This is a genomic window from Rhodococcus sp. OS5 (assembly GCF_056837585.1).
The window spans coordinates 1,112,362-1,132,000 of the sequence record NZ_CM166368.1; the positions used below are offsets into that span (position 1 = coordinate 1,112,362).

Here is a 19,639-nt window from a genome sequence, read left to right on the forward strand (position 1 = left end):
CTACTCGGGATCGATGTCTCGAATACCATTCTCGTCCATGCTGATCCACCGCGTTATACCGATGTCGCGCAGAAACGGCAGATCGTGACTCACCACCACCATGGCGCCGCGAAAATCGGAAAGTGCCTGCGTGAGGTGGGCGAGACTCGGTAGGTCCAGGTTGTTGGTCGGCTCGTCGAGAAGAAGCAGCTGGGGCGCGGGTTCGGCCAGCAGGATCGTGGCTAACGCCGCACGCAATCGTTCACCGCCGGAGAGTGCGGATGCCGATACGTCGGAATCCGTTCCCCGGAAAAGGAACCGTGCCAACTGCCCGCGAATTTCCTCGGCTGTCGCGTGTGGCGCGGCCAACGCGACGTTGTCCGCCACCGAGAGGTCCTCGTCGAACACGTCGAGACGTTGGGGGAGCGCACGAGAGGCTACGAACGGAGTCGACGCGGCGAGTGCATCGAGCAACGTCGTCTTGCCGATTCCGTTGCGTCCCACTATCGCAATCCGCTCCGGCCCGGTGATCTGGAGCGATACCACTTGGCCGCTCTGCAACGGCACCTCGTCGAGCCGCGCAACCTGCCGCCCCGGATGAACCTCTGTAGCAGGCAGATCCAGACGAATCTCGCGATCGTCTCGAAGGAGTTCCTCTGCCTCCGACAGGACAGACTTGGCCTCGTCCACCTTCCCGATATGGTTGAGGGCCAGCTTTCCCGCTGAAACTTGGGCCTGACGTTTTCGTGTCTGCGCGATGATCGGCGGCATCCGCTTGTTCTCGAACATCTTCTGCCCATAGCGCTTACGCCGGTGCAGTTTCGTTCGAGCGTCGATCAGCTCGCGGCTCTGCTTTGCCAGATCGGCCTTGGCGTCGCGAACGGTGGCGAGTGCGTTTTCCTGCTCAGCGGTCACGACCTCCTGGTAGTGCGAGTAGTTGCCGCCGAACACGCGTAGATCCCCCCGACGTAGTTCGATCGTGTACTCCGCGGTGTCGAGCAGTTCCCGGTCGTGGCTGACGATCAGCACGGTTCCCGGAAACTGTTGGACTGCAGCATGAACTCGTGATCGAGCGTCGCGATCCAGGTTGTTGGTCGGCTCGTCCAGGAGAAGTACCTGTGGATTCTTCAGCAGCGTTGCGGTCAGGCCGAGTAGGACGGTCTCTCCGCCGGAGAGGGTGCCGACAGTTCGGCTCAATGCTGCGGTATCCGGAACCACCTTCTCGAGGCCGAGTCGATGCAAGGTGGAGAGAGCGCTCTCCTCGATATCCCAGTTGTTGTCCACGAGCGCAAAGTCGGATTCGGAGCCGTCGCCGGTTTCGATGCGGTGCAAAGCGTTTCGGAGTTCGTGGATACCGAGGATGTCATCCACCCGAACGCTCGGATCGAGTGTGATGTCCTGACGGAGGTAGCCGACCTCGCCGGAAGCGGTCACGGATCCGGATTCCGGTGAGAGCTCTCCCGCGATCAATCGCAGCAGAGTCGACTTTCCCGATCCGTTGAGTCCCACGAGACCGACACGGCCACTGGGGAATACAAAATTGGTGTGGGAAAAGACTGATTCGCCGTCCGGCCAGATGAAGGTGAGATCCGAGAGCGACAGAGAAAGATGGGATTGGGTCATGAGTACTCCAGAGGGTGCTTGGACTGTGCGCCCGGCTCAGCAAGTGCTGATGGGTGCGAGTGCCTTCGCGTGATGAACCTCTAGAGGAGCAACGGCCCGTTTCCTGTTCTGTCGGGAATGATTCGTGTTCCAGGTTAGAACACTCGAACGGTCCCGTGCAATCGAATTATTCTGTGCTGTCGGTCTCGTCGGTGCTCAGATTTTCGGGCCGTCAGATTTTCGGACCCTCGGATCGGAGGTCGTCGACCTTCGACATCGCTTCGCGGAGTTCGGTGAGCCATTGTTCGCTGTGCTTGCCCGCCAACCGGACTGTCCACATGAGGGCGTCCGCTCGCGAACGAGCAACACCCGCGTCCACCAGAGTGTCGAGAACCTTGCGTTCGGGCTGACGTAGTCGTGTCATCACCGGAACTGCGAGATGTGTGAACAGGACGGTCTTTTCGTCCAGACGTACACCCCAGGCGACCTTGCGCCCGTAGCGAGCCTCGGCCTCGTCGGCGATGCGCATCCGGTCGGCGCGCGTGGTTTCGCGAAAGCGTGAGATCCTTCCGTCCGCGGCGGCCTCGCCACCGTCGACTGCCGGGAGTTCACCGATCACGACGATTTCTTCGCGGTCGACCTGGACGTCGGCCGTTCCGGTGAACCAGTCATCTGGAAGTCGACCGGCAAACCAGTCGGACGCATCACTCGCGTCGGGAACCGACGCCTGTTGCCAACCTCCGGGACGGCCGAACCTGCGGTCGCCGGAGTTTTGTGAGTTCTTCATGGCGTTCTCCTCGGAGAGTTGGTGGAGTGTGTCGTGCGTTTATTGCACTGATTACATGATTACACCGATAGTCGAACTGGCGCCACAAATTCGGGCATGATCGGAGTCGTGCGCCTTTCACACGCTCGTCAGAGCTTCCGAACTTTCCGTCGTCCCGTGGCTGCCGTGGCTCTGGGGGTATTGGCCGCAGGATCGGTAGTTGCCTGCAGTTCTGGCCCTGACCAGCCGAAATCAGTGGCAGAGGAGTTCGCCTCCGCGCTCACGTCCGATGACGTGCAAGCGGCGGCAGCCCTGACCACCGATCCGGCGGCGGCGTCGACTGCGATTTCGGCTCTGATCGACGGGCTGGGCAAGGACGAGGGAACATTCACCGTCTCCGACGCCACCGAGTCCGGTGATTCTGCGGGGACGTTCACACTCGATGCGGCGTGGAAGTTCGGTGAAGGTCAGGACTGGAACTACTCGACGCAGGGAAACGCGTCGAAAAGCGGGGACAACTGGCTGATTCAGTGGGACCCGGCGCTGTTGGCTCCGGACCTGACCTCCTCGACGACCTTGCGCTACACACCCACCACCGGTGCTCCGCCGTCGGTGCTGGACGCGGCGGGCCAGCCGATCATGGAGCAGCAGGTGGTGACGCTGGTCAATCTCGATTCCGCCGCGGTGCCCCCGGTGGACACGGCAGCCGTGGCGGCCCTTCTCTCGCCCATCGCACCGACGATCACGGCGGCATCGCTGAGCGGCGATCTTGCGTCGGCAAGTGGGAAGCCGGTCACCGCAATCACTTTGCGGGCCGAGGATCTTGCACCGATCGAGGAGAGGTTGGCGGCGATTCCCGGAGTGAGCTTGGCGCCGCAGGCTCGGCTGCTCTCGGTGGACAAAACTCTGGCGTCGCCGACTTTCAGTGGGTTGTCCGATCTGTGGCAGGAGGGGCAGGACAAGTCCGCGGGCTGGGCGGTACAGCAGGTGAAGCAGAACGGAACCGTCACCACCGTCGCCGGCCAAGACGGGCCGGTTGCTCCGAACATCGCGACAACGATCGACCGACCGATGCAACTCGCGGCCGAGAATGCGCTCGCCGGGGTGACACAACAGGCGGCGATCGTTGCGCTGCAGCCGTCGACCGGAGCGGTGTTGGCGGTGGCCCAGAACGCCCCCGCCGACGCACAGGGCCCGATCGCTCTGACCGGCCTGTACCCACCGGGTTCGACGTTCAAGACCGTGACGACGTCCGCGTCCCTGCAAGCCGGCGTCGCTACACCGGACACCGTTCTGCCGTGCCCGGGTACCGAGAACATCGAGGGCCGTCAGATTCCCAACGACGACGAGTTCGACCTCGGATCGGTTCCGCTGCACACCGCGTTCGCGAAGTCGTGCAACACCACAATGGCGAGGATGGCCGTCGGTCTGCCCGCCGATGCTCTGCACAAAGCGGCGCTGCAGTTCGGGCTCGGCGTCGACTACGTCACCCCCGGACTCACGACGGTGACGGGCAACGTCCCTGACGCGAACACCCCCGCCGAACGCGTCGAGTCCGCGATCGGACAGGGCACGGTGACCGCCACGCCCTTCGGGATGGCTCTCGTGGCGGCCTCGATCGCCAACGGAACGACACCCGCGCCGATGTTGGTCAAGGGACAGCCCGGCGTGGCAGATCAGACCGTTGCACCGGCTCCCGCGGAGGTGACCGAACAGTTGCGGGTGATGATGCGCGAGACCGTCACAGGCGGTACGGCGACGTCGTTGCAGGACATTCCGGGGCTTCTCGGCAAGACCGGCACGGCCGAAACCGAGGGTGGCCCGGCACATGGGTGGTTTGTCGGAATCAAGGGAGACCTCGCATTTGCGGTATTCATCGCGGGTGCGGACAGCTCTTCGCCTGCAGTGCAGGTAGCGGGCACTTTTCTGCGCTGAAACCTGTTTTCCATTGCAGTTGGATCACACCGTCGTAGCTTAACTGTGACACGTTCGTAGGCATCCCGTGCTTGTTACTCGTGTGACAGAAGTAAAGAGTTACATGCATGGGGCCCGGAGGACAGCACAACCGTCGTGGAAAATATGTCGTTGCGTCGATAACTGCTGTCGTTCTGACAGTGGCGCTCGCGTCGTGTGTCATCGGTGGGGAGAAGAAATCCGACGCCGCCTCGGTGGTGGAGGACTTCGTCACCGCCCTCAACAACCACGACGCCGAAGCTGCTGCGGCGCTCACGTCGTACCCCAACGCGGCGCGGCCGTCGATCCAGCAGATGTTCGACGGACTGGCCGCCAAGTCCACCGACTTCGACGTCGCTCAGGTCATGGATCTGGGTAGCGACTCCGGACTCTTCACACTCGACGCGTCCTGGAACTTCGGCGAAGGCAAGGACTGGAGCTACCAGTCGCAGGGTGAGGTTCGTGATCTGTCGGTCGGCTGGCGTGTGTCCTGGGACCCGTCGGTCCTCGTCCCCGACCTCGGCAACGGTCGCACCGTTTCGTACACCCGCACGGACGCAGCGCCGCCGAAGGTAGTCGACAGCACCGGCACCCTGCTCATGAACGAGCAGACCATCAACGCGATCACTCTTGACCCGGCCACCATGCCGGACCCCGTCGACACCACTCGTCGCCTCGCCACGGTGCTCGAACCTGTCGCACCGTTGGTCACTTCGGAGTCGATGTTGGCCGACCTCGCCGCAAACCCCGGCAAACCCGTCACCGCCGTACTGCTCCGCGATCCCGACTACGCCTACCTGGAAAGCGATTTTGCGATCCCCGGTGTCGTCGTGGTCAAGACACCCAAGCTGATCGCCTCCGACCGTCGCATCAACTCGCCGTTGCTGGACCCACTGCGGACCGTGTGGCAGGCCAATCGCGACGCCACCGCCGGCTGGGCGGTCAATCTGGTCGAGCCCAACGGATTCCCGATCAAGCAAGCCGGCTTCCAGGGACCTCCCGGCCCCGACGTCGCCGCGACCCTCGATTCGCACGCTCAACTCGCCGCGATCGAAGCTGTCGTCAGTGCAGGTACTCCTGCGGCCATCGTCGCGATCCGCCCGTCGGACGGCGCCATTCTGGCTGCCGCACAGAACAATCAGGCCATCGAACAGGGCCCGATCGCCTTCACCGGGTTGCGCCCGGCCGGCGGCGCCCTCGATCTGGTCCGTCTCGCATCGTCGATGCAGAACGGCGTCGACCCCGGCGCCGTGTCACCCGAGCAGTTGGCCGACACCGGGCAGCAACTCGGACTCGGCAACGGCTTCCACATTCAGGGACTCGAACAGCAGACAGCAGTGCTTGCCGCGAACCGCCCCGGCGTGGACCAGGCGATGAACAACGTCATGGCCAACAAGACGTCCAACGACGCGAGCGCACCGACGGTAACTCCGTTCGGAATGGCGATGCTCGCGGCATCGATTGCCCGCGGCAGTGCCCCGATGCCGATGATGGTCTTCGGACAACCGGCTACCGCCGACGTCACGCCGACGGCGTTGCCCGGCGACGTCAACAATCGTCTGCGTGACGCCATGCGAGGCGCCGGCGGACTGGCTGGGTACCCGGACATGATGGCGGCCGGTGCAGCGAGCGGTGACGATCGCTGGTTCTACGGATCACGCGGAGACTTCGCGTTCGCGGTGTTCGTCGCAGACGCCGACGGCGGCGATCGAGCAATGCAGATGACGGACAAGCTCTTCCAGGAACTCGGCAAGCCTGCCGACAAGTAGTACCGGGCACCGCGAGTAGATTCCTGGTTCGTGAACCTGCTCGATTTCCTTTTCCTCGTCGTAGCGGGTTTCTTCAGCGGTCTAGTCGGTTTTGTCACCGGTCTTGCATCGATCGTTTCGTATCCGGCGCTGCTGAGCGTCGGGCTCTCACCGGTCAGCGCGAACATGACCAATACCGTCGCGTTGGTGGCCGTCGGCGTCGGAGCGTTGGCGAACTCGTCCCGTGAAGTTGCCGATACCGGTCCGAAACTTGTTCGCTGGTCTCTCTATTCGGCGGCCGGTGGCATCATCGGTGCCCTCATCCTGTGGCTGGCACCGGAAGGTTCGTTCGAATCCGTTGTGCCGGCGATGGTCGTGTTCGCCTCGCTCGCGCTGCTGCTGCAACCGAAGATTCGTGAGTTGTCCGGCGGCGGTGACCGCCCCGGAATCTACTCGGCAGCACTGTTCGCCGTCGCGGTTTACGGCGGCTATTTCGGTGCCGGTGCCGGAGTCATCTTCCTGGCTGCGACGCTCATCCTCACATCCGAAACGGTGTGGCGTGCAACGATCCTGAAGAGTTTCTTTCTCGGCATCGCCAATCTTGTGGCTGCACTCATCTTCACCTTCTCCGGACAGGTGCATTGGGTGGCCGCGTTGGCGATGGCGCTCGGCGCGTTGGCCGGAGGTTGGTGTGGCCCGCCCGTCGTCAAGAAAATCCCGCCACCGGTACTGCGTGTGGCAGTAGCGATAGCGGGATTCGTGTTGGCTCTGTGGTTGTGGGTGAAGTGAGCCCGTCTACTTCACGCCCTGCATCAGCTTCTTGATCCACGGTGAGGCAAGAGCAAGAATCACTCCGATTCCGATCGACGAGAAACCGATGATCAGGAAGAACGGGCGACTGTCGTCGATGTCGAAGTAACCGGCCAAGGTTCCCGCCATCGAAGAACCCAATGCAACGGACAAGAAGAACAACGCCACCATCTGAGTGTGGAAATGCTCGGGCGCGAGTTTGGTTGCAAGGGAAAGGCCGACGGGGGACAGGAAGAGTTCGGCGAAGGTGAAGAGCAGAAGCACACCGGCAAGGCCGAGGAGCGGTGCACTGTTCGGTCCGCCCCCGGTGATCGGGATGAACGCCAGGAACGCCAGACCCATCGTGCCGGTACCGAGCGCGAACTTGATCGGCGACGACGGCTGACGGTCACCGAGTTTGGTCCACATCGCTGCGAACACACCGGCAAAGATGATGATGAACACCGGATTGATCGACTGCACCCACGTCGGCGGGAAGTCCCAACCGAAGAGATTGCGGTCCAGGAGCTTGTCTGAGATCACCGGCACGGTGGTGAACTGCTGCTGAAACAGCGACCAGAAGGCCGCGCTCGCGATGAACATCGGGATGAACGCAAAGACTCGACTGCGTTCGACCTTGGTGACCTTCTTGCTGGTGAGCATGAGGAGGAAGTAACCGACCGACGCGACGATCGTGAGTCCGACAACGACGTCGGACATGTTGTCCGCCGTGATCAAGCCGGTGACGGAGGCGACCGCGACGACGACGATCGCGGCAATGCCGATCCCGATGTAGAGTGCGCGCTTGTCCGCGGGCAACGGGTTGCCTGGTTCGGCACCGATTCCGTGAAGATGCTTGCGGCCCAGCGTGTACTGGATCAGGCCGAGCGCCATGCCGACGGCAGCGAGAGCAAAACCGGCGTGGAATCCCCAGGCGTCCTGGACGGCTCCGGTGAGCAGCGGACCGACAAGACCGCCGATGTTGATGCCCATGTAGAAGATGGAGAATCCGGCGTCGCGGCGAACATCCTGTTCGGAATAGAGATCTCCGACCAGAGAGGTCGCATTGGCCTTCAAGCCGCCGCTGCCGAAGGCGACCATGACGAGGCCGACGCCGACACCCCACATGCCGGGAAGAACCGACAGTGCGATGTGGCCGGCCATCACCAGCGAAGCACTGTAGAAGAGCGTGCGCTCGGAGCCGAGCAGTCGGTCGGCCACCCACGCCCCGAGAATCGTCGACAGGTAGACGGTGCCGCCGTACGCGCCGACGATGCTGGTCGCTGCCGCCTGGCTGATGCCGAGGCCGCCGTCGCTGACGCTGTAGTACAGGTAGTAGATGAGGATGCCTTGCATCCCGTAGAAGGAGAATCTCTCCCACATCTCGACGCCGAACAGGTTCGCCAGCGCAAAGGGTTGGCCGAAGAACCCCCGGTCTTCCTTCTCGCTACGTTCGACGGGCTCCGTAGTGTTGCTCATCCGAAAAGTGTCCTACGTGCTCGGGCATTTCGGGTGGTTCCGAGCCGTGGAGTTTGGTTACGGCTCGGTGCGGATTCTCACTACCAGCGGAGCGAGTGCGCGCCAACCGAGAAGGAACGCGCCGAGGACCAGCGTCGCGACGACGATGAAGCTGAACTGGGTGCCCTGGCCACTCAACACTCGCAGGATCATCCCGATGACGACGGCGCCGATCCAAACGACAACGCCGGTGGGAACAAGGAGAACGGCGTTGAACTTGTCGCGGTAGAGCGCGAACGTGGCAGCCCATCCGATCACCAGGCCGGTCAGGAAGGGCCAGGATGTCTTCGCCAGACCGGCGAGCGCATTGGCTTCTTCGTGGGTACGGCGCCCTATCGCGCAGAAGATTATGACAAGAATGGCGTCGATCAGCAGGAATGGTGCGTACTTCTTCACGCTCACACCATACGACTGTGCGCCTTTATTAACCGCGGGCGGTTAATAAAGGCGCACAGTGCTGTTAGGCCTGGAGGCCGGCTTCGATCTCGAGGGTGATCGTGATCTTGTCGCCGACAACTGCTCCGCCGCCTTCGAGGGGCATCTCGATGGAGATGTCGAAGTCCTTGCGGTTGATGACGGTGGTGGCCTCGAATCCGGCGACGGGGCCCTGGCCCATGCCCGGGTTGACGCCGTTGAACTCGAGGTTCAGCTCGACCTCGCGGGTGACGCCGTGGAGCGTGAAGTCGCCGGCGAGGACGAAGTCGCTGCCCTTGGAGCGCACTGCGGTGGACTTGAAGGTGGCCTTCGGGAACTTCTCGACGTCGAAGAAGTCAGCGGACTTGATGTGGCCGTCGCGCTGCTCGTTCTTGGTGTTGATGGAGTCCACGGAAATCTCGGCCTCGACGGCGGGGGTTCCGTCTTCGGCAACGGTGATCGTTCCGGAGAACTCGTCGAACGTTCCACGAACCTTGGAAACCATGAGGTGGCGAACCGAGAATCCGACAGTGGAGTGGACGGTGTCGATGACCCAGGTTCCGGCGGTCAATGCGGGCAAGGTTGCGGTGGTCATGGAAGCTCCTGAATAAGTAGTTGAATGTTCAAGTTCTTGTAGCTTCAACTATGGACCCCAGGAAATCCTTCCGCAAGATCATGTGAGCTGCATCACAGTGTTTGTGCTTGCGGCGTAGACCGCGTGAAGCGCCGACGCTGTCACCGACTGATGCACCGCAATGCCCCAGCGCCCTTCGGCGTTCACCACGCACTCTGCAATGGTGACTGCCGAATTCGCACTCCCGGAAGAATTCGGGTTGCGGGGCAGTGAATGCTGGGTGAGCGAGACGACCTCGACGGCCGAGCCCTGTTCGGTCAGGATTTTGCTCAATGCCTCGACCGGCCCGGACGCACTGGCCGCGGCGGTGACCTCGCGCCCGTCGCGATCGATGGCAACGAACAACTGATCACCGTCGGCGGTGTGTTCCAGTGAGTACCGACGCACTCCTCCGTTGTACCCGTATTCGCGCAGCAGCAGTTTCCACAGTTGGTCGGCAGTCATTTCGGTGCCCGAGTCGTCGGTTTCGAGCTGCACCCGCGAGGCGAAGTCGATCTGCAGGCGCCGGGGGAGTTCGACGCCGTACTCGGTCTGCAGCAGATATGCGATTCCGCCCTTGCCCGACTGGCTGTTCACACGAATGACCGCCTGGTAGTCGCGGCCGACGTCGGCGGGGTCGATCGGCAGGTAAGGGACCGCCCACGGCGCCGATCCCGGATCGACGCCGGCGGCCTCCGCGCTCTCGTAGTGATGCGCGAAGCCCTTCTTGATCGCGTCCTGGTGGGTTCCGGAAAATGCCGTGTACACGAGATCGCCGCCGTACGGGTGGCGTTCGTGGACGGGAATTCTGTTGCAGTACTCCACCGTTCGACGGATCTTGTCGATGTCGGAGAAGTCGATTTCCGGATCGACGCCCTGTGCATGCAGATTCAGCCCCAGCGTGACCAGGTCGACGTTGCCCGTCCGCTCGCCGTTGCCGAACAGGCATCCCTCGACGCGCTGCGCGCCGGCCAGCACTGCCAGTTCGGCGCACGCAACGCCGGTGCCGCGGTCGTTGTGCGGGTGGACCGAGAGGATCACCGAATCGCGTCGGGCCAGATTCTGGTGCATGTATTCGATCTGATCGGCATAGATGTTGGGGGTGGCGATTTCGACTGTGGCAGGGAGGTTGTGGATGACCGGGCGATCGGGGCTGGCGTCCCAGAGTTCGGTGAGACTGTTGCAGACCTGCAGGATGTAGTCGGGTTCGGTGAGGTTGAAGACCTCGGGTGAGAACTCGAATCGCCAGCCGTCGTGGCCTTCGCCGCCACGAGCAACGTCTTGCGCGGCGCGGAAAATCATGTCGTGCAACTCTTCTCGCTCCTTGCCGAGAACGACGTTTCTCCACGTCGGCGCAGTCGCCGTGTACATGTGGACAACCGCGTCAGGCAGCCCCTCGATCGATTGATATGTCCGTTCGATCAAATCCGTACGCGCGGCAGTGAATACGACGATAGTGACGTCGTCGGGAACGAGATCGAAGCGCACCAGGTCGCGAACGAAATCGAAATCGGTCTGACTCGCGGAGGGGTAGCCGACCTCGATTTCCTTGTAGCCGATTGCCACCATCAGTTCGAACATTCGACGCTTGCGTTCGGGGTCCATCGGTTCTGCGAGGGCTTGGTTGCCGTCACGCAGATCGACGGGCACCCACAGGGGCGCCGCGGTGGTGCGATTGGACGGCCACGTCCGCTCGAAAGTCGGAATGTCGACGCGATCCCACGCGGCGCGATAGCGCTCGGACGGCATGGGTGACGGCTTCTGGTTGTTCCAGCGGTTGGCTCGGGTAGTACTCATCTTCGGTTTCTCCTGCGGTCGAGTCGAGAGACCGGCATGGCGAAACCCCGCGGAGGGGTGCCGGTCTTTCAGGCCCCGCCGCGGCAGTCGAGAAGGAGTGCTCCTGTAGCCATGCGGGCTACACTAGAACGAAATCACTTATCAGACAACCTGAGGAGTTCACGTGTCCCCGATCGTCGAGCGTCGGCTGCTCACCGACCAGGCCGCGGAGTTGCTACGCGCGCGGATCGTGAGCGGTGAATGGGAAGTCGGCGCCAAACTTCCAGGTGAAACCACTCTTGCTGCGCAGTTGGGTATCGGGCGGTCCACTATCAGGGAAGCAGTGCGGACTCTCGCGGGCCTCGGCATGCTCGAATCGCGGCAGGGCGCCGGGGTCTTCCTACGGAGTACGACGCCTCCGGATCAGTGGCCCCGAGTGCTCGAAGCCGAGGCGATCCTTCACGTCGTCGAGGTGCGCAACGCGGTCGAGATCGAAGCAGCTCGCCTCGCCGCGCAGCGGCGCGATGCCGTTGACGTCGCGGCTCTGCGGCAAGCGCTCGACGGTAGAACTGCCGCAGCGCACTCTGGCGACGCAGCGTTCGTCGACGCCGACATCGCCGTCCACCGAGCAGTGGTGGACGCGGCACACAATCCCGTGCTGTCGGAACTCTTCGAGACCTTTGTACCGCGTCTGCGGGCGGCGTTGATCGAGTTGATCGCGGTTCTGGACCTGCATCCCCACAGCCAGCCCGACGCGGACGAACATCGAATGTTGGTGGACGCCATCGAAGCCGGCGACGCGGAGGCAGCCGTACGGATCAGTCGGGCACACCTCGACGACATGGCAGCAGCGTTGCGACGCTAGACGCCCGGCTGTTCTCGGCGTTCGAACTCGAGGTCCATCTCGAGGTCTTCGTGGTGGGTTGCACGGAAAGTGATCAAGAAGACGATCCAACCGACGACAGCGACCATGACGAGGCTGACCATCCGATACACGAACACCGACGCGATTGCCTGCGCTCCGCCGGCCCCTGCGATCGTCAGCGCGGTGACCAGAGCAGCGTCGACGTAACCCAGCCCGCCGGGAACCAGCGGAATGCTGCCGACTGCTTTTGCGGCGGCGAAAGCGATCAGGAGCCCAGCAAAAGAGGGCTCCGCGCCAACAGCCCAACATGCGAAACCCAAACAAGCGACATCGGCGACACGATGGATGGCCGACCACCCGAATGCGATGACCGAGTCGGTGCGGCTGAGCTCGACCGTATCCAGTTGCTTCAGGATCTCGGACCAGCGTCGCATCCCGTGGCCGAGCGGATTCTTGCGAATTCGGTTGTAGCGGGCTAGGACTCGATGCCCGATTCGCTCGATACTGCCGGGATTCTGGGCTATGTATCGCAACGCCAGGAACAGTGCCGCCATGCCGATGATCGAGATCGTGAGCGTTATAGGGCTGACCTTGGTGCCGAAGGCAAACGCGCCCGCGGCACCCAACAGCGCCAAAGTCGCCGCAGCGATCACTCCACACACCGCCAACTGCCAAGACGCGACAACTGGTGTAGCGCCCCACTTCCGAGTCTGCTTGTAGGTGAATGCGGTCGAGAAGACCTGGCCGGCTGGCAACGTCAGCGCCATCGCGGTGCTGGCGTAGATGACCGAGAGGTTCTTGAGGTGACCGGCAATCACACCGGCGGCATTGAGAAGACGTTGCTGAACGGACGCGTATCCGCTGAGCGAAATGAGTTGCGCCGCGACGCACGCGGCCACCCAACCCCAATGGATTTCGGTCAAGGCTTGCCAGGACTCACTGAGCTTGGACCACAGAATTGCACCTTCGACGATCAGAAGAGCGATCAGAGCCACCCCGAGCAGCCACTTCAGCCACCAGAAGCGCCCTCTGACCCGACTGGTCTCGGCCACGGGCGAGCGTGGTCGTCTCAGTCGCCGTGGGGTGTTTCCAGGCTGAGCCATCGACTCACCCTAACCAATTTGATCCGGATCGACCTCTGGATACTTTTCCGGCCACGCCAGATGCGTCAGTCGTCGGCGCCCACGCAGTTGGACTTGCTCTCCGAGTTCCCACTCGGCCTGTTCCTCTTCGTCGGCGAAGTACAACGCGCTCGTCGACGCCAGCACCCGGCTGGGCCGAAGTTTCGCGAGCTCGGTGAGCCGTGACGCCTCGTTGACCGGATCACCGATCACGGTGTACTCGAAACGTTCGGCAGCACCGATGTTGCCGGCGACCGCGAGCCCCGCGCTCACACCGATTCCGACGTCGAGGCCGGTGATGTCGTTGAGCTTGAACCGCAGCTCGCGAGCCGCAGCGAGGGCTGCCGTCGGAGCGTCGGGTCGATCGAGTGGTGCACCGAAGATGGCGAGCGCTGCATCACCCATGAACTTGTTGACAAAACCATGGTGACGATCGATGACGTCGACGACCACACGGAAGAACTCGTTGAGCAGTTCGACCACTTCACCCGGCGGGCGCTCGGCCGCGGCACCGGTGGATCCGACCATGTCGACGAACAGAACTGCCACGAATCGAGTTTCGCCGCCCAGCTCGGTACCGAACTTCAACGCGCGCCGGGCCACATCCTCGCCGACGTGCTGACCGAACAGCTCACGCAGCAGACGACGCTCGTCGGACTCTTTCATCATGCGGTTGAAGCCGACCTGCAGCCGGCCGATCTCACTGCCGTCGAACACCTCGACGCGTACGTCGGTGGCGCCGCGCTGCACCCGCTCGATGGCGCGTCGCAGTTGGCGGATCGGATCGGAGATCTGGGTAGCCGTCAGCATCGACAGCGCAAAGGCCTGCACGATCGCCATGATCGAGATGAGCAGGATCGCCCACGCGAGAGAGTCGGGGGAGAACTCGAGATCGGTCGTGAGCTGCGTCGAGCACAGCAAGATGATGCCTGCGACGGGCATCAGCGTGCCGAGACCCCAGGTCATCGCCAGCCGGGTTCCGACGCCAGGCGCCATGGTCCGATCGAATTCGCCCTCGCTCAAGGCCTGGGCGGCGACCGGACGCAAAATGCGCTCACCGAGCATGTAGGTGAACCCGAAGGTCGTGGTCGCGGCCATGCAGACCGTCACGATCACGGCGATCGCGAGTCCGGGCATCTCGGTGATGGTCAGGAACACGAAGATGATGCCCCCCAGAATCCACAGCACCAGGTGGACGATGGCCTGGCGAAGCGGCGCGTGCAGTGCCGCCATCTGCTCGGACCTCGTGGGTGGACCCCCGCGCAGCCGCCAGCGAATGACCGACTTCAACATCATCGCCGCCGCCGTGAGGCTGACGGCGCCGGCGAATGCCAGGTACACGCCGAAGATCGCGAAGTTGCGGACCCGGTCGGCAACTATCGCGTCGGACTCCTGGATCGGCACGCCGTACCGGACGAAGGCAAAGACCAGTACCGCGCCGATCAGATTGGCTGCGAGCATGGAGAGCATATAGAGGGGCCACCGGCTGCGGATGGTCACCGCTATTGCTCTGTATGAGGCCCGCACAGGGTTCAATTTAGCTGGCAGAGGTCGAAGTGTTGGTACGCGCGTCCGATTATTCGTCCGCTCACCTGTGTCGGCCGGGCCGGTTAGGCTCGCGATGTGAACGCAAACAGGGGGCGTGCGGAGCGAGCATCGAGGATGAACAAACCCATCTCCGCCGACGCTCGGGCGGTGCATCCCGGCGTGCGCATCGCTGCGGAATGGTCGTGGCGCCTCATTGTGATCTTCGCCGGACTGTTGGTTCTCGGGTACGTCGTACTCCGCCTCGAAACCGTGCTCATCCCGGTGGGGCTGGCTCTGCTGGCATCAGCTCTGCTGATCCCGATTGTCGATCGGCTACAGGTGTGGGGTGTTCCCCGCTCGGCAGCCGTCATCGTCGTTCTGCTTGCCTCGATCGGGCTGGTCGCGGGAATCATGACGTTTGTCGTCGAGCAGTTCATCGACGGGTTGCCCCAGCTCACCGACCAGTTCACGGCCAGCGTCACGCAAATTCAGAACTGGCTCACCAGCGGTCCGCTGCACTTCAGCGAGGATCAGATCCGCCAGGCAGGTGATTCGGTCGTCAAGTCGGTGCAATCCAATCGTGAGTCCCTGACCAGCGGCGCTTTGACCACGGCGACAGTCATCGGCGAGATCTTCACCGGGGCATTGCTGACGCTGTTCACTCTCATCTTCTTCCTCTACGGCGGCGATCAGATCTGGCAGTTCGTCACCCGGATAGTTCCCACCGACGCGCGTCGTCGCGTACGGATCGCCGGTTCTGCAGGTTTCGGGTCGCTGATCGGCTACGTGCGCGCCACGGTCGCGGTTGCCGCCGCCGACGCGATCGGTATCGGTGCCGGCCTGGCGATCCTCGGGGTGCCGCTCGCCCTGCCGCTGGCGTCGTTGGTGTTCATCGGCGCGTTCATTCCGATCGTCGGTGCATTTCTGACCGGTTTTCTCGCGGTGCTTGTCGCTCTGGTCACGAAGGGTTTCCTGACGGCGCTGATTGTCCTCGGCATCATCATCGGCGTCATGCAGCTCGAAGCGCACGTGATGCAACCGCTGTTGTTGGGTCGCGCTGTTCGCCTGCATCCGCTGGCAGTCGTTCTCGCCATTACAACGGGCATCGTTCTCGCTGGAATCGTCGGCGGGCTCTTGGCTGTTCCGATCGTCGCGGTCCTGAATACCGCTATTCGTTCCCTCCTCGCCGACGACCCGGACATCGCGTACGCCGAACTGCACGTCGAAGATCCGGACACCCCACTGTTCCCCGCCGAACCCGATGAGCCGCGCGCCGAGCCTCGCATCGTGAACCCCACTCCTCCCGATGACTGAGCCCACCCGCCGTCGTCGGCTGCACTATCAGCCGACCGTTCGCGAGGCGTCGGGCGTCGACACCGACCCTGATGCCCCGCTGTGGCGGGCGGCGCAGGCATTTCGGCTCGTCACGCTGGTGTACGCGATCAGCTACCAGTTCGCCTCGGCCTCCGACTACACCAACTCTCGGCTCAGCTGGTTCTTCGTCGCTCTGATGGCCGTGTGGACCGGGGTGTCGGCACTGTTGCTCGGGACATCCGGTGCTTTGTTCGGGAAGAAGCTGCCGCGGTATCAGGTGGTGATCGCCGATCAGGTGGTCGTCATCTTGCTGATGGCGTCGACGAGGCTGGTCTCCGACCACGAGTGGTATCAGAATCACCAGACGCTGCCCACCACGCTGTGGGCCACCAACGCGGTCATCTCCGCGGCAATTCTCGGCGGGCCGTGGCTCGGTATGGCGTCCGGAGTTGTCATCTCGGCGGCCAGCGCGATCATCCGCGACCAGGTCAACCTGGACCTCTGGCGCGATGCGACGGCTCCCGTGCTCGTATCGGTCGGTCTGGCGTTGGGCTTGGCCACCACCACCGCTCGGCGCTCGCATCGACAACTCGAGCAAGCCGTCCGTCTGGCGGCGGCCACCGAAGAGCGCGAGCGTTTGGCACGCGAAGTACACGACGGCGTTCTGCAGGTGCTGGCGATGGTGCGCAGGCGAGGTGCGGCACTCGGCGGCGAGGCAGCTGAACTGGCTGCTCTGGCCGGTGAGCAGGAGGTCGCCTTGAGAATGCTGATCTCCGAGCAGGTTTCGGGCGCCGCGGCAGACGTCGGCGGACAGACAGTGGATCTGTGTCCGCTGCTGACCACGCAGGCAAGCACGTCGGTGTCGGTGTCGACGCCCGCGCACCCCGTCGTGATCGAGCGTGATCGAGCCATCGAACTGGCAGCCATCGTCGACAATGCTCTGTCCAATGTCGGGCTGCACGCCGGGCCCGCGGCGAAGGCATACGTATTGCTCGAAGATTTGCCGGACGAGGTGATCGTCAGCATCCGCGACGACGGCGTCGGAATCCCCGAGGGTCGCTTGGCGCAGGCCGAAGCCGAAGGCCGCATGGGAGTATCGAAGTCCATTCTCGGTCGAGTGCAGGTGCTCGGCGGCACTGCAGTCCTGCAAACCGGGCCGGGGGAGGGCACCGAATGGGAGATCAACGTTCCGAAGGGGAAAAGTGAGCGTGGCTGACGAACATGGCGAGAATCCGGTGACGGTGATGGTCGTCGACGATCACCCGATGTGGCGCGACGGTGTCTCCCGGGACCTCGAAGCTGCCGGCTTCACCGTGAGCGCCACGGCGGAGGGTGTCGAGAGTGCGCGCCGCCGGGCCGCCGCCGTGCAACCGGCGGTGGTTCTGATGGACATGAACCTGCCGGACGGAAACGGTGCCGACGCCACCACCGCAGTTCTCGAGGTTTCGCCGAAGAGCAAGGTACTGGTGCTTTCGGCCTCTGCCGAACGTGACGACGTCCTCGACGCGGTCAAAGCCGGAGCGTCGGGTTACCTGGTCAAGAGTGCTTCGGTGGCGGAACTGCTCGAGGCCGTGCGAGCGACTTTCGACGGACAAGCCGTCTTCACCCCCGGCCTCGCCGGATTGGTGCTCGGTGAGTACCGCCGGATGTCGACGGCACCGGCCGACGATCGCGCACCCGAGCTGCCTCGGCTCACCGACCGTGAGACCGAAGTGCTCCGTCTTGTCGCCAAGGGGCTGAGCGCAAAACAGATCGCCACGAGGCTCTCGCTCAGCCACCGGACCGTCGAAAACCATGTGCAGGCAACGCTTCGGAAGCTTCAGTTGGCCAATCGCGTCGAGCTCACGCGATACGCGATAGAACAAGGTCTCGAATAACGTTTATCCTGGAAATCATGGAGGCCAGGAATCTACGCGTATCCGATGCCGAACGAGAGCATGTCGGCGAGCTGCTGCAGAAAGCTGTCGGTCAAGGGATGCTCTCGCTCGGTGAGTTCACCGAGCGCATGGACACTGCCTTGGCCGCAAAGACACGAGGTGAGCTCAACTCGGTTCTCGCCGATCTTCCGGGCATCACACTGATCTCCGACTACGACCCACCCGCGTATCCCAATGCGGGTCAGCCGATGTACCAAGGCCAGCCCTACCCGGCGCCGACGTACCAACCCCAACCGCCGCCGGTTCACCCGAGCCCGCCTTACCGCGCTCCCGTCGGGGCTCCGGTTGTAGGTACTTACGGAGCGGCAAATGCTGCCGTGATCCGTGGACGAATGGCGACGGTGACGCGGAACGGTGCCTGGATCGTTCCACCAGCTGTCGTGGTCGACACCAGAATGTCCAGTGTGACTATCGATTTCACGCGTGCGGTGATGCAGACGCAGGTCGTGAACATCTCGATCGACGACTACGCCAGCTCGATTTCACTGATCGTTCCCGAAGAGGCGACGGTGGACATGAACGGTGTCGAGGCAGTCGGGGGAAGCGCGTCGAACAAGGTTCGTTCCGGCCCACAGATGGGCCCGCTGCATCTGGTGGTGCACGGCAAGGTGCGATTCGGCAGTGTCACCGCGAAGCATCCCTTCGGTACCACGATCCGAAAGATGTTCGGCTCCTGACCTTTCAGTGATACGCGCGGGTCAACATCTCGGCGACGCACACGGGCTTGTCACCGTGTTCTCGTTCGAACGTCTGCGTCACCGTGATCTGGACACCGCCGTTGATCGGTTCGACTTTGCTCAACGTCGCGCGCATGCGGACACGAGAGCCGACCGGAAGCGGAGCGGGCAACCTGACCTTGTCGAATCCGCAGTTGAGAGCAAACGCAAAACCTTCGAGCGAGAACATTGCGTACGAGAACTTGGGGCCGAGTGAGAGCGTGTAGTTGCCGTGCGCGATGGTTCCGCCGAACGGCGACTCCTTCGCGCGATCCACATCGACGTGAATCCACTGATCGTCGCCGGTGACCCGGGCGAACTCGTCGATGGACTCCTGGGTGACATCGTGCCAGTCGCTGACGCCCAGCTCTTGGTTCAGGTTGGCGCTGAGGTCTTCTGCTCCGGTGAGTACAAGCATGAATTTTCCTTCGATCGGTAGGTGCTGACAGTCGGTCAGTGACTTTCGATGCCGAATCCCACACCGTGTGTCTGTGCGATCTCGGCGGTGGCAATGAGATCGAATTCGATCCCGAAGTCTGCTTCTACCCGCGCTGCAACCGATTCCGCGGCGGAACCTGCTTCGGCCAGTAGTTTCGGCATCAGTTCGAACAGGTCTTCCATCCCTCCGGGCGTGATGATTTCGAGAATCCGTGCTGGAGCGTCGTCGGGATTCCACACGGCGTGCCACTGGCCACGCGGTTTGAAGATCATGGCGCCGGTCTCCGCGTAGACGACCTCGTCTCCGACCATCGCTGCGACGCGGCCACTTTGAACCACCGTGTACTCGTCTTCCCGGCTGTGGCGATGGACCGGTGAGGTCATCGAATGCGGAGCGATGCGGTGTTGTACAAGAGAGAAACCTCCCTCGGTTTGTTTGTTACGAACCATCATCCGGACGCCGGTGGCCGCGAGGGTCCCGGCGAGGTCTTCGTCCGGTCCGAGGACGGTCGTGGTGGTGTTGTTCGGGGAATTCGGTGACATCGATTCAGTCCTTCGTCGTC

18 protein-coding genes are annotated in these 19,639 nt (G+C 62.9%); 8 read left to right on the plus strand and 10 right to left on the minus strand.

Features of this window, described 5'->3' with window-relative positions; all coding sequences use genetic code 11:
* Positions 1-1,602: an ABC-F family ATP-binding cassette domain-containing protein gene (locus ACVZUB_RS05125; RefSeq protein ID WP_482628196.1), complete on the minus strand. Its 1,602-nt coding sequence runs from the start codon at positions 1,600-1,602 to the stop codon at positions 1-3.
* A 211-nt stretch (positions 1,603-1,813) separates the two neighbouring features.
* A complete protein-coding gene (locus ACVZUB_RS05130) occupies positions 1,814-2,368 on the minus strand; it encodes a hypothetical protein (protein ID WP_003945732.1) in 555 nt (184 codons plus the stop codon).
* A gap of 96 nt (positions 2,369-2,464) precedes the next feature.
* Between ACVZUB_RS05130 and ACVZUB_RS05135 the strand changes: the two genes are divergently transcribed.
* From ACVZUB_RS05135 to ACVZUB_RS05145, 3 genes are all read left to right on the plus strand, one after another.
* Positions 2,465-4,282, plus strand: a complete 1,818-nt coding sequence (locus ACVZUB_RS05135) for a penicillin-binding transpeptidase domain-containing protein (protein WP_482628197.1) — start codon at positions 2,465-2,467, stop codon at positions 4,280-4,282.
* A gap of 107 nt (positions 4,283-4,389) precedes the next feature.
* Positions 4,390-6,069 (plus strand): NTF2-like N-terminal transpeptidase domain-containing protein, encoded by a 1,680-nt coding sequence (locus ACVZUB_RS05140; RefSeq protein ID WP_007734469.1) that lies wholly within the window; start codon positions 4,390-4,392, stop codon positions 6,067-6,069.
* A gap of 30 nt (positions 6,070-6,099) precedes the next feature.
* On the plus strand, positions 6,100-6,837 hold the full coding sequence (locus ACVZUB_RS05145; protein ID WP_482628198.1) for a sulfite exporter TauE/SafE family protein: 738 nt from the start codon (positions 6,100-6,102) through the stop codon (positions 6,835-6,837).
* Between the two features lie 6 nt (positions 6,838-6,843).
* Here the strand turns inward: ACVZUB_RS05145 and ACVZUB_RS05150 are convergent, their stop codons facing one another.
* The 4 genes from ACVZUB_RS05150 to ACVZUB_RS05165 all read right to left on the minus strand — a co-directional run bounded on the left by ACVZUB_RS05150 (position 6,844) and on the right by ACVZUB_RS05165 (position 11,179).
* Positions 6,844-8,316, minus strand: coding sequence for a peptide MFS transporter (locus ACVZUB_RS05150; RefSeq protein ID WP_003945468.1), 1,473 nt, complete (start codon positions 8,314-8,316; stop codon positions 6,844-6,846).
* A 57-nt stretch (positions 8,317-8,373) separates the two neighbouring features.
* Positions 8,374-8,751: a DUF3054 domain-containing protein gene (locus ACVZUB_RS05155; protein ID WP_482628199.1), complete on the minus strand. Its 378-nt coding sequence runs from the start codon at positions 8,749-8,751 to the stop codon at positions 8,374-8,376.
* A gap of 64 nt (positions 8,752-8,815) precedes the next feature.
* Entirely contained in the window at positions 8,816-9,364 is a 549-nt protein-coding gene (locus tag ACVZUB_RS05160) for a YceI family protein (protein WP_003945643.1), read from the minus strand.
* A gap of 78 nt (positions 9,365-9,442) precedes the next feature.
* Entirely contained in the window at positions 9,443-11,179 is a 1,737-nt protein-coding gene (locus ACVZUB_RS05165; protein WP_042920290.1) for a 2-isopropylmalate synthase, read from the minus strand.
* A gap of 163 nt (positions 11,180-11,342) precedes the next feature.
* Between ACVZUB_RS05165 and ACVZUB_RS05170 the strand changes: the two genes are divergently transcribed.
* Complete coding sequence (locus ACVZUB_RS05170; RefSeq protein WP_007734477.1) at positions 11,343-12,023, plus strand: FadR/GntR family transcriptional regulator; 681 nt, start codon at positions 11,343-11,345, stop codon at positions 12,021-12,023.
* On the opposite strand, the gene ACVZUB_RS05175 is transcribed toward ACVZUB_RS05170, so the two are convergent.
* On the minus strand, positions 12,020-13,126 hold the full coding sequence (locus tag ACVZUB_RS05175) for a lysylphosphatidylglycerol synthase transmembrane domain-containing protein (RefSeq protein ID WP_042452628.1): 1,107 nt from the start codon (positions 13,124-13,126) through the stop codon (positions 12,020-12,022). The two genes, ACVZUB_RS05170 and ACVZUB_RS05175, sit on opposite strands and share 4 nt — an antisense overlap.
* Before the next feature lie 9 nt (positions 13,127-13,135).
* Positions 13,136-14,614, minus strand: coding sequence for an adenylate/guanylate cyclase domain-containing protein (locus tag ACVZUB_RS05180; RefSeq protein WP_003945952.1), 1,479 nt, complete (start codon positions 14,612-14,614; stop codon positions 13,136-13,138).
* 192 nt (positions 14,615-14,806) lie between these two features.
* Here ACVZUB_RS05180 and ACVZUB_RS05185 point away from each other — a divergent pair, with 192 nt between their 5' ends.
* Genes ACVZUB_RS05185 through ACVZUB_RS05200 form a run of 4 tightly spaced genes read left to right on the plus strand, consistent with a single transcriptional unit; the run spans position 14,807 to position 18,599 of the window.
* Positions 14,807-15,985: an AI-2E family transporter gene (locus tag ACVZUB_RS05185; RefSeq protein WP_063314966.1), complete on the plus strand. Its 1,179-nt coding sequence runs from the start codon at positions 14,807-14,809 to the stop codon at positions 15,983-15,985.
* Positions 15,978-17,201 (plus strand): MacS family sensor histidine kinase, encoded by a 1,224-nt coding sequence (gene macS, locus ACVZUB_RS05190; RefSeq protein WP_007734482.1) that lies wholly within the window; start codon positions 15,978-15,980, stop codon positions 17,199-17,201. Before ACVZUB_RS05185 ends, macS begins: the two co-directional genes overlap by 8 nt.
* Positions 17,202-17,229: 28 nt before the next feature.
* Entirely contained in the window at positions 17,230-17,862 is a 633-nt protein-coding gene (locus ACVZUB_RS05195) for a response regulator (RefSeq protein ID WP_047269712.1), read from the plus strand.
* 17 nt (positions 17,863-17,879) lie between these two features.
* Positions 17,880-18,599, plus strand: a complete 720-nt coding sequence (locus ACVZUB_RS05200) for a DUF1707 SHOCT-like domain-containing protein (RefSeq protein ID WP_007734485.1) — start codon at positions 17,880-17,882, stop codon at positions 18,597-18,599.
* A 4-nt stretch (positions 18,600-18,603) separates the two neighbouring features.
* Here the strand turns inward: ACVZUB_RS05200 and ACVZUB_RS05205 are convergent, their stop codons facing one another.
* Both ACVZUB_RS05205 and ACVZUB_RS05210 read right to left on the minus strand, forming a co-directional pair.
* The gene (locus ACVZUB_RS05205) at positions 18,604-19,056 is read right to left on the minus strand and encodes a MaoC family dehydratase (protein ID WP_003945664.1); all 453 of its coding nucleotides are present in this window, start codon (positions 19,054-19,056) and stop codon (positions 18,604-18,606) included.
* A gap of 35 nt (positions 19,057-19,091) precedes the next feature.
* Entirely contained in the window at positions 19,092-19,619 is a 528-nt protein-coding gene (locus ACVZUB_RS05210; protein WP_482628200.1) for a cupin domain-containing protein, read from the minus strand.
* Positions 19,620-19,639: the final 20 nt, after the last annotated feature.

What these genes read in the sequence shown, in the direction of transcription:
- ACVZUB_RS05125 (WP_482628196.1), bottom strand. Translation starts at nt 1,602, where the DNA reads ATGACCCAATCCCATCTTTCTCTGTCGCTCTCGGATCTCACCTTCATC.
- ACVZUB_RS05130 (WP_003945732.1), bottom strand. Translation starts at nt 2,368, where the DNA reads ATGAAGAACTCACAAAACTCCGGCGACCGCAGGTTCGGCCGTCCCGGA.
- ACVZUB_RS05135 (WP_482628197.1), top strand. Translation starts at nt 2,465, where the DNA reads ATGATCGGAGTCGTGCGCCTTTCACACGCTCGTCAGAGCTTCCGAACT.
- ACVZUB_RS05140 (WP_007734469.1), top strand. Translation starts at nt 4,390, where the DNA reads ATGGGGCCCGGAGGACAGCACAACCGTCGTGGAAAATATGTCGTTGCG.
- ACVZUB_RS05150 (WP_003945468.1), bottom strand. Translation starts at nt 8,316, where the DNA reads ATGAGCAACACTACGGAGCCCGTCGAACGTAGCGAGAAGGAAGACCGG.
- ACVZUB_RS05160 (WP_003945643.1), bottom strand. Translation starts at nt 9,364, where the DNA reads ATGACCACCGCAACCTTGCCCGCATTGACCGCCGGAACCTGGGTCATC.
- ACVZUB_RS05165 (WP_042920290.1), bottom strand. Translation starts at nt 11,179, where the DNA reads ATGAGTACTACCCGAGCCAACCGCTGGAACAACCAGAAGCCGTCACCC.
- ACVZUB_RS05175 (WP_042452628.1), bottom strand. Translation starts at nt 13,126, where the DNA reads ATGGCTCAGCCTGGAAACACCCCACGGCGACTGAGACGACCACGCTCG.
- ACVZUB_RS05180 (WP_003945952.1), bottom strand. Translation starts at nt 14,614, where the DNA reads ATGCTCTCCATGCTCGCAGCCAATCTGATCGGCGCGGTACTGGTCTTT.
- ACVZUB_RS05185 (WP_063314966.1), top strand. Translation starts at nt 14,807, where the DNA reads ATGAACAAACCCATCTCCGCCGACGCTCGGGCGGTGCATCCCGGCGTG.
- macS (WP_007734482.1), top strand. Translation starts at nt 15,978, where the DNA reads ATGACTGAGCCCACCCGCCGTCGTCGGCTGCACTATCAGCCGACCGTT.
- ACVZUB_RS05195 (WP_047269712.1), top strand. Translation starts at nt 17,230, where the DNA reads ATGGTCGTCGACGATCACCCGATGTGGCGCGACGGTGTCTCCCGGGAC.
- ACVZUB_RS05200 (WP_007734485.1), top strand. Translation starts at nt 17,880, where the DNA reads ATGGAGGCCAGGAATCTACGCGTATCCGATGCCGAACGAGAGCATGTC.
- ACVZUB_RS05205 (WP_003945664.1), bottom strand. Translation starts at nt 19,056, where the DNA reads ATGCTTGTACTCACCGGAGCAGAAGACCTCAGCGCCAACCTGAACCAA.
- ACVZUB_RS05210 (WP_482628200.1), bottom strand. Translation starts at nt 19,619, where the DNA reads ATGTCACCGAATTCCCCGAACAACACCACCACGACCGTCCTCGGACCG.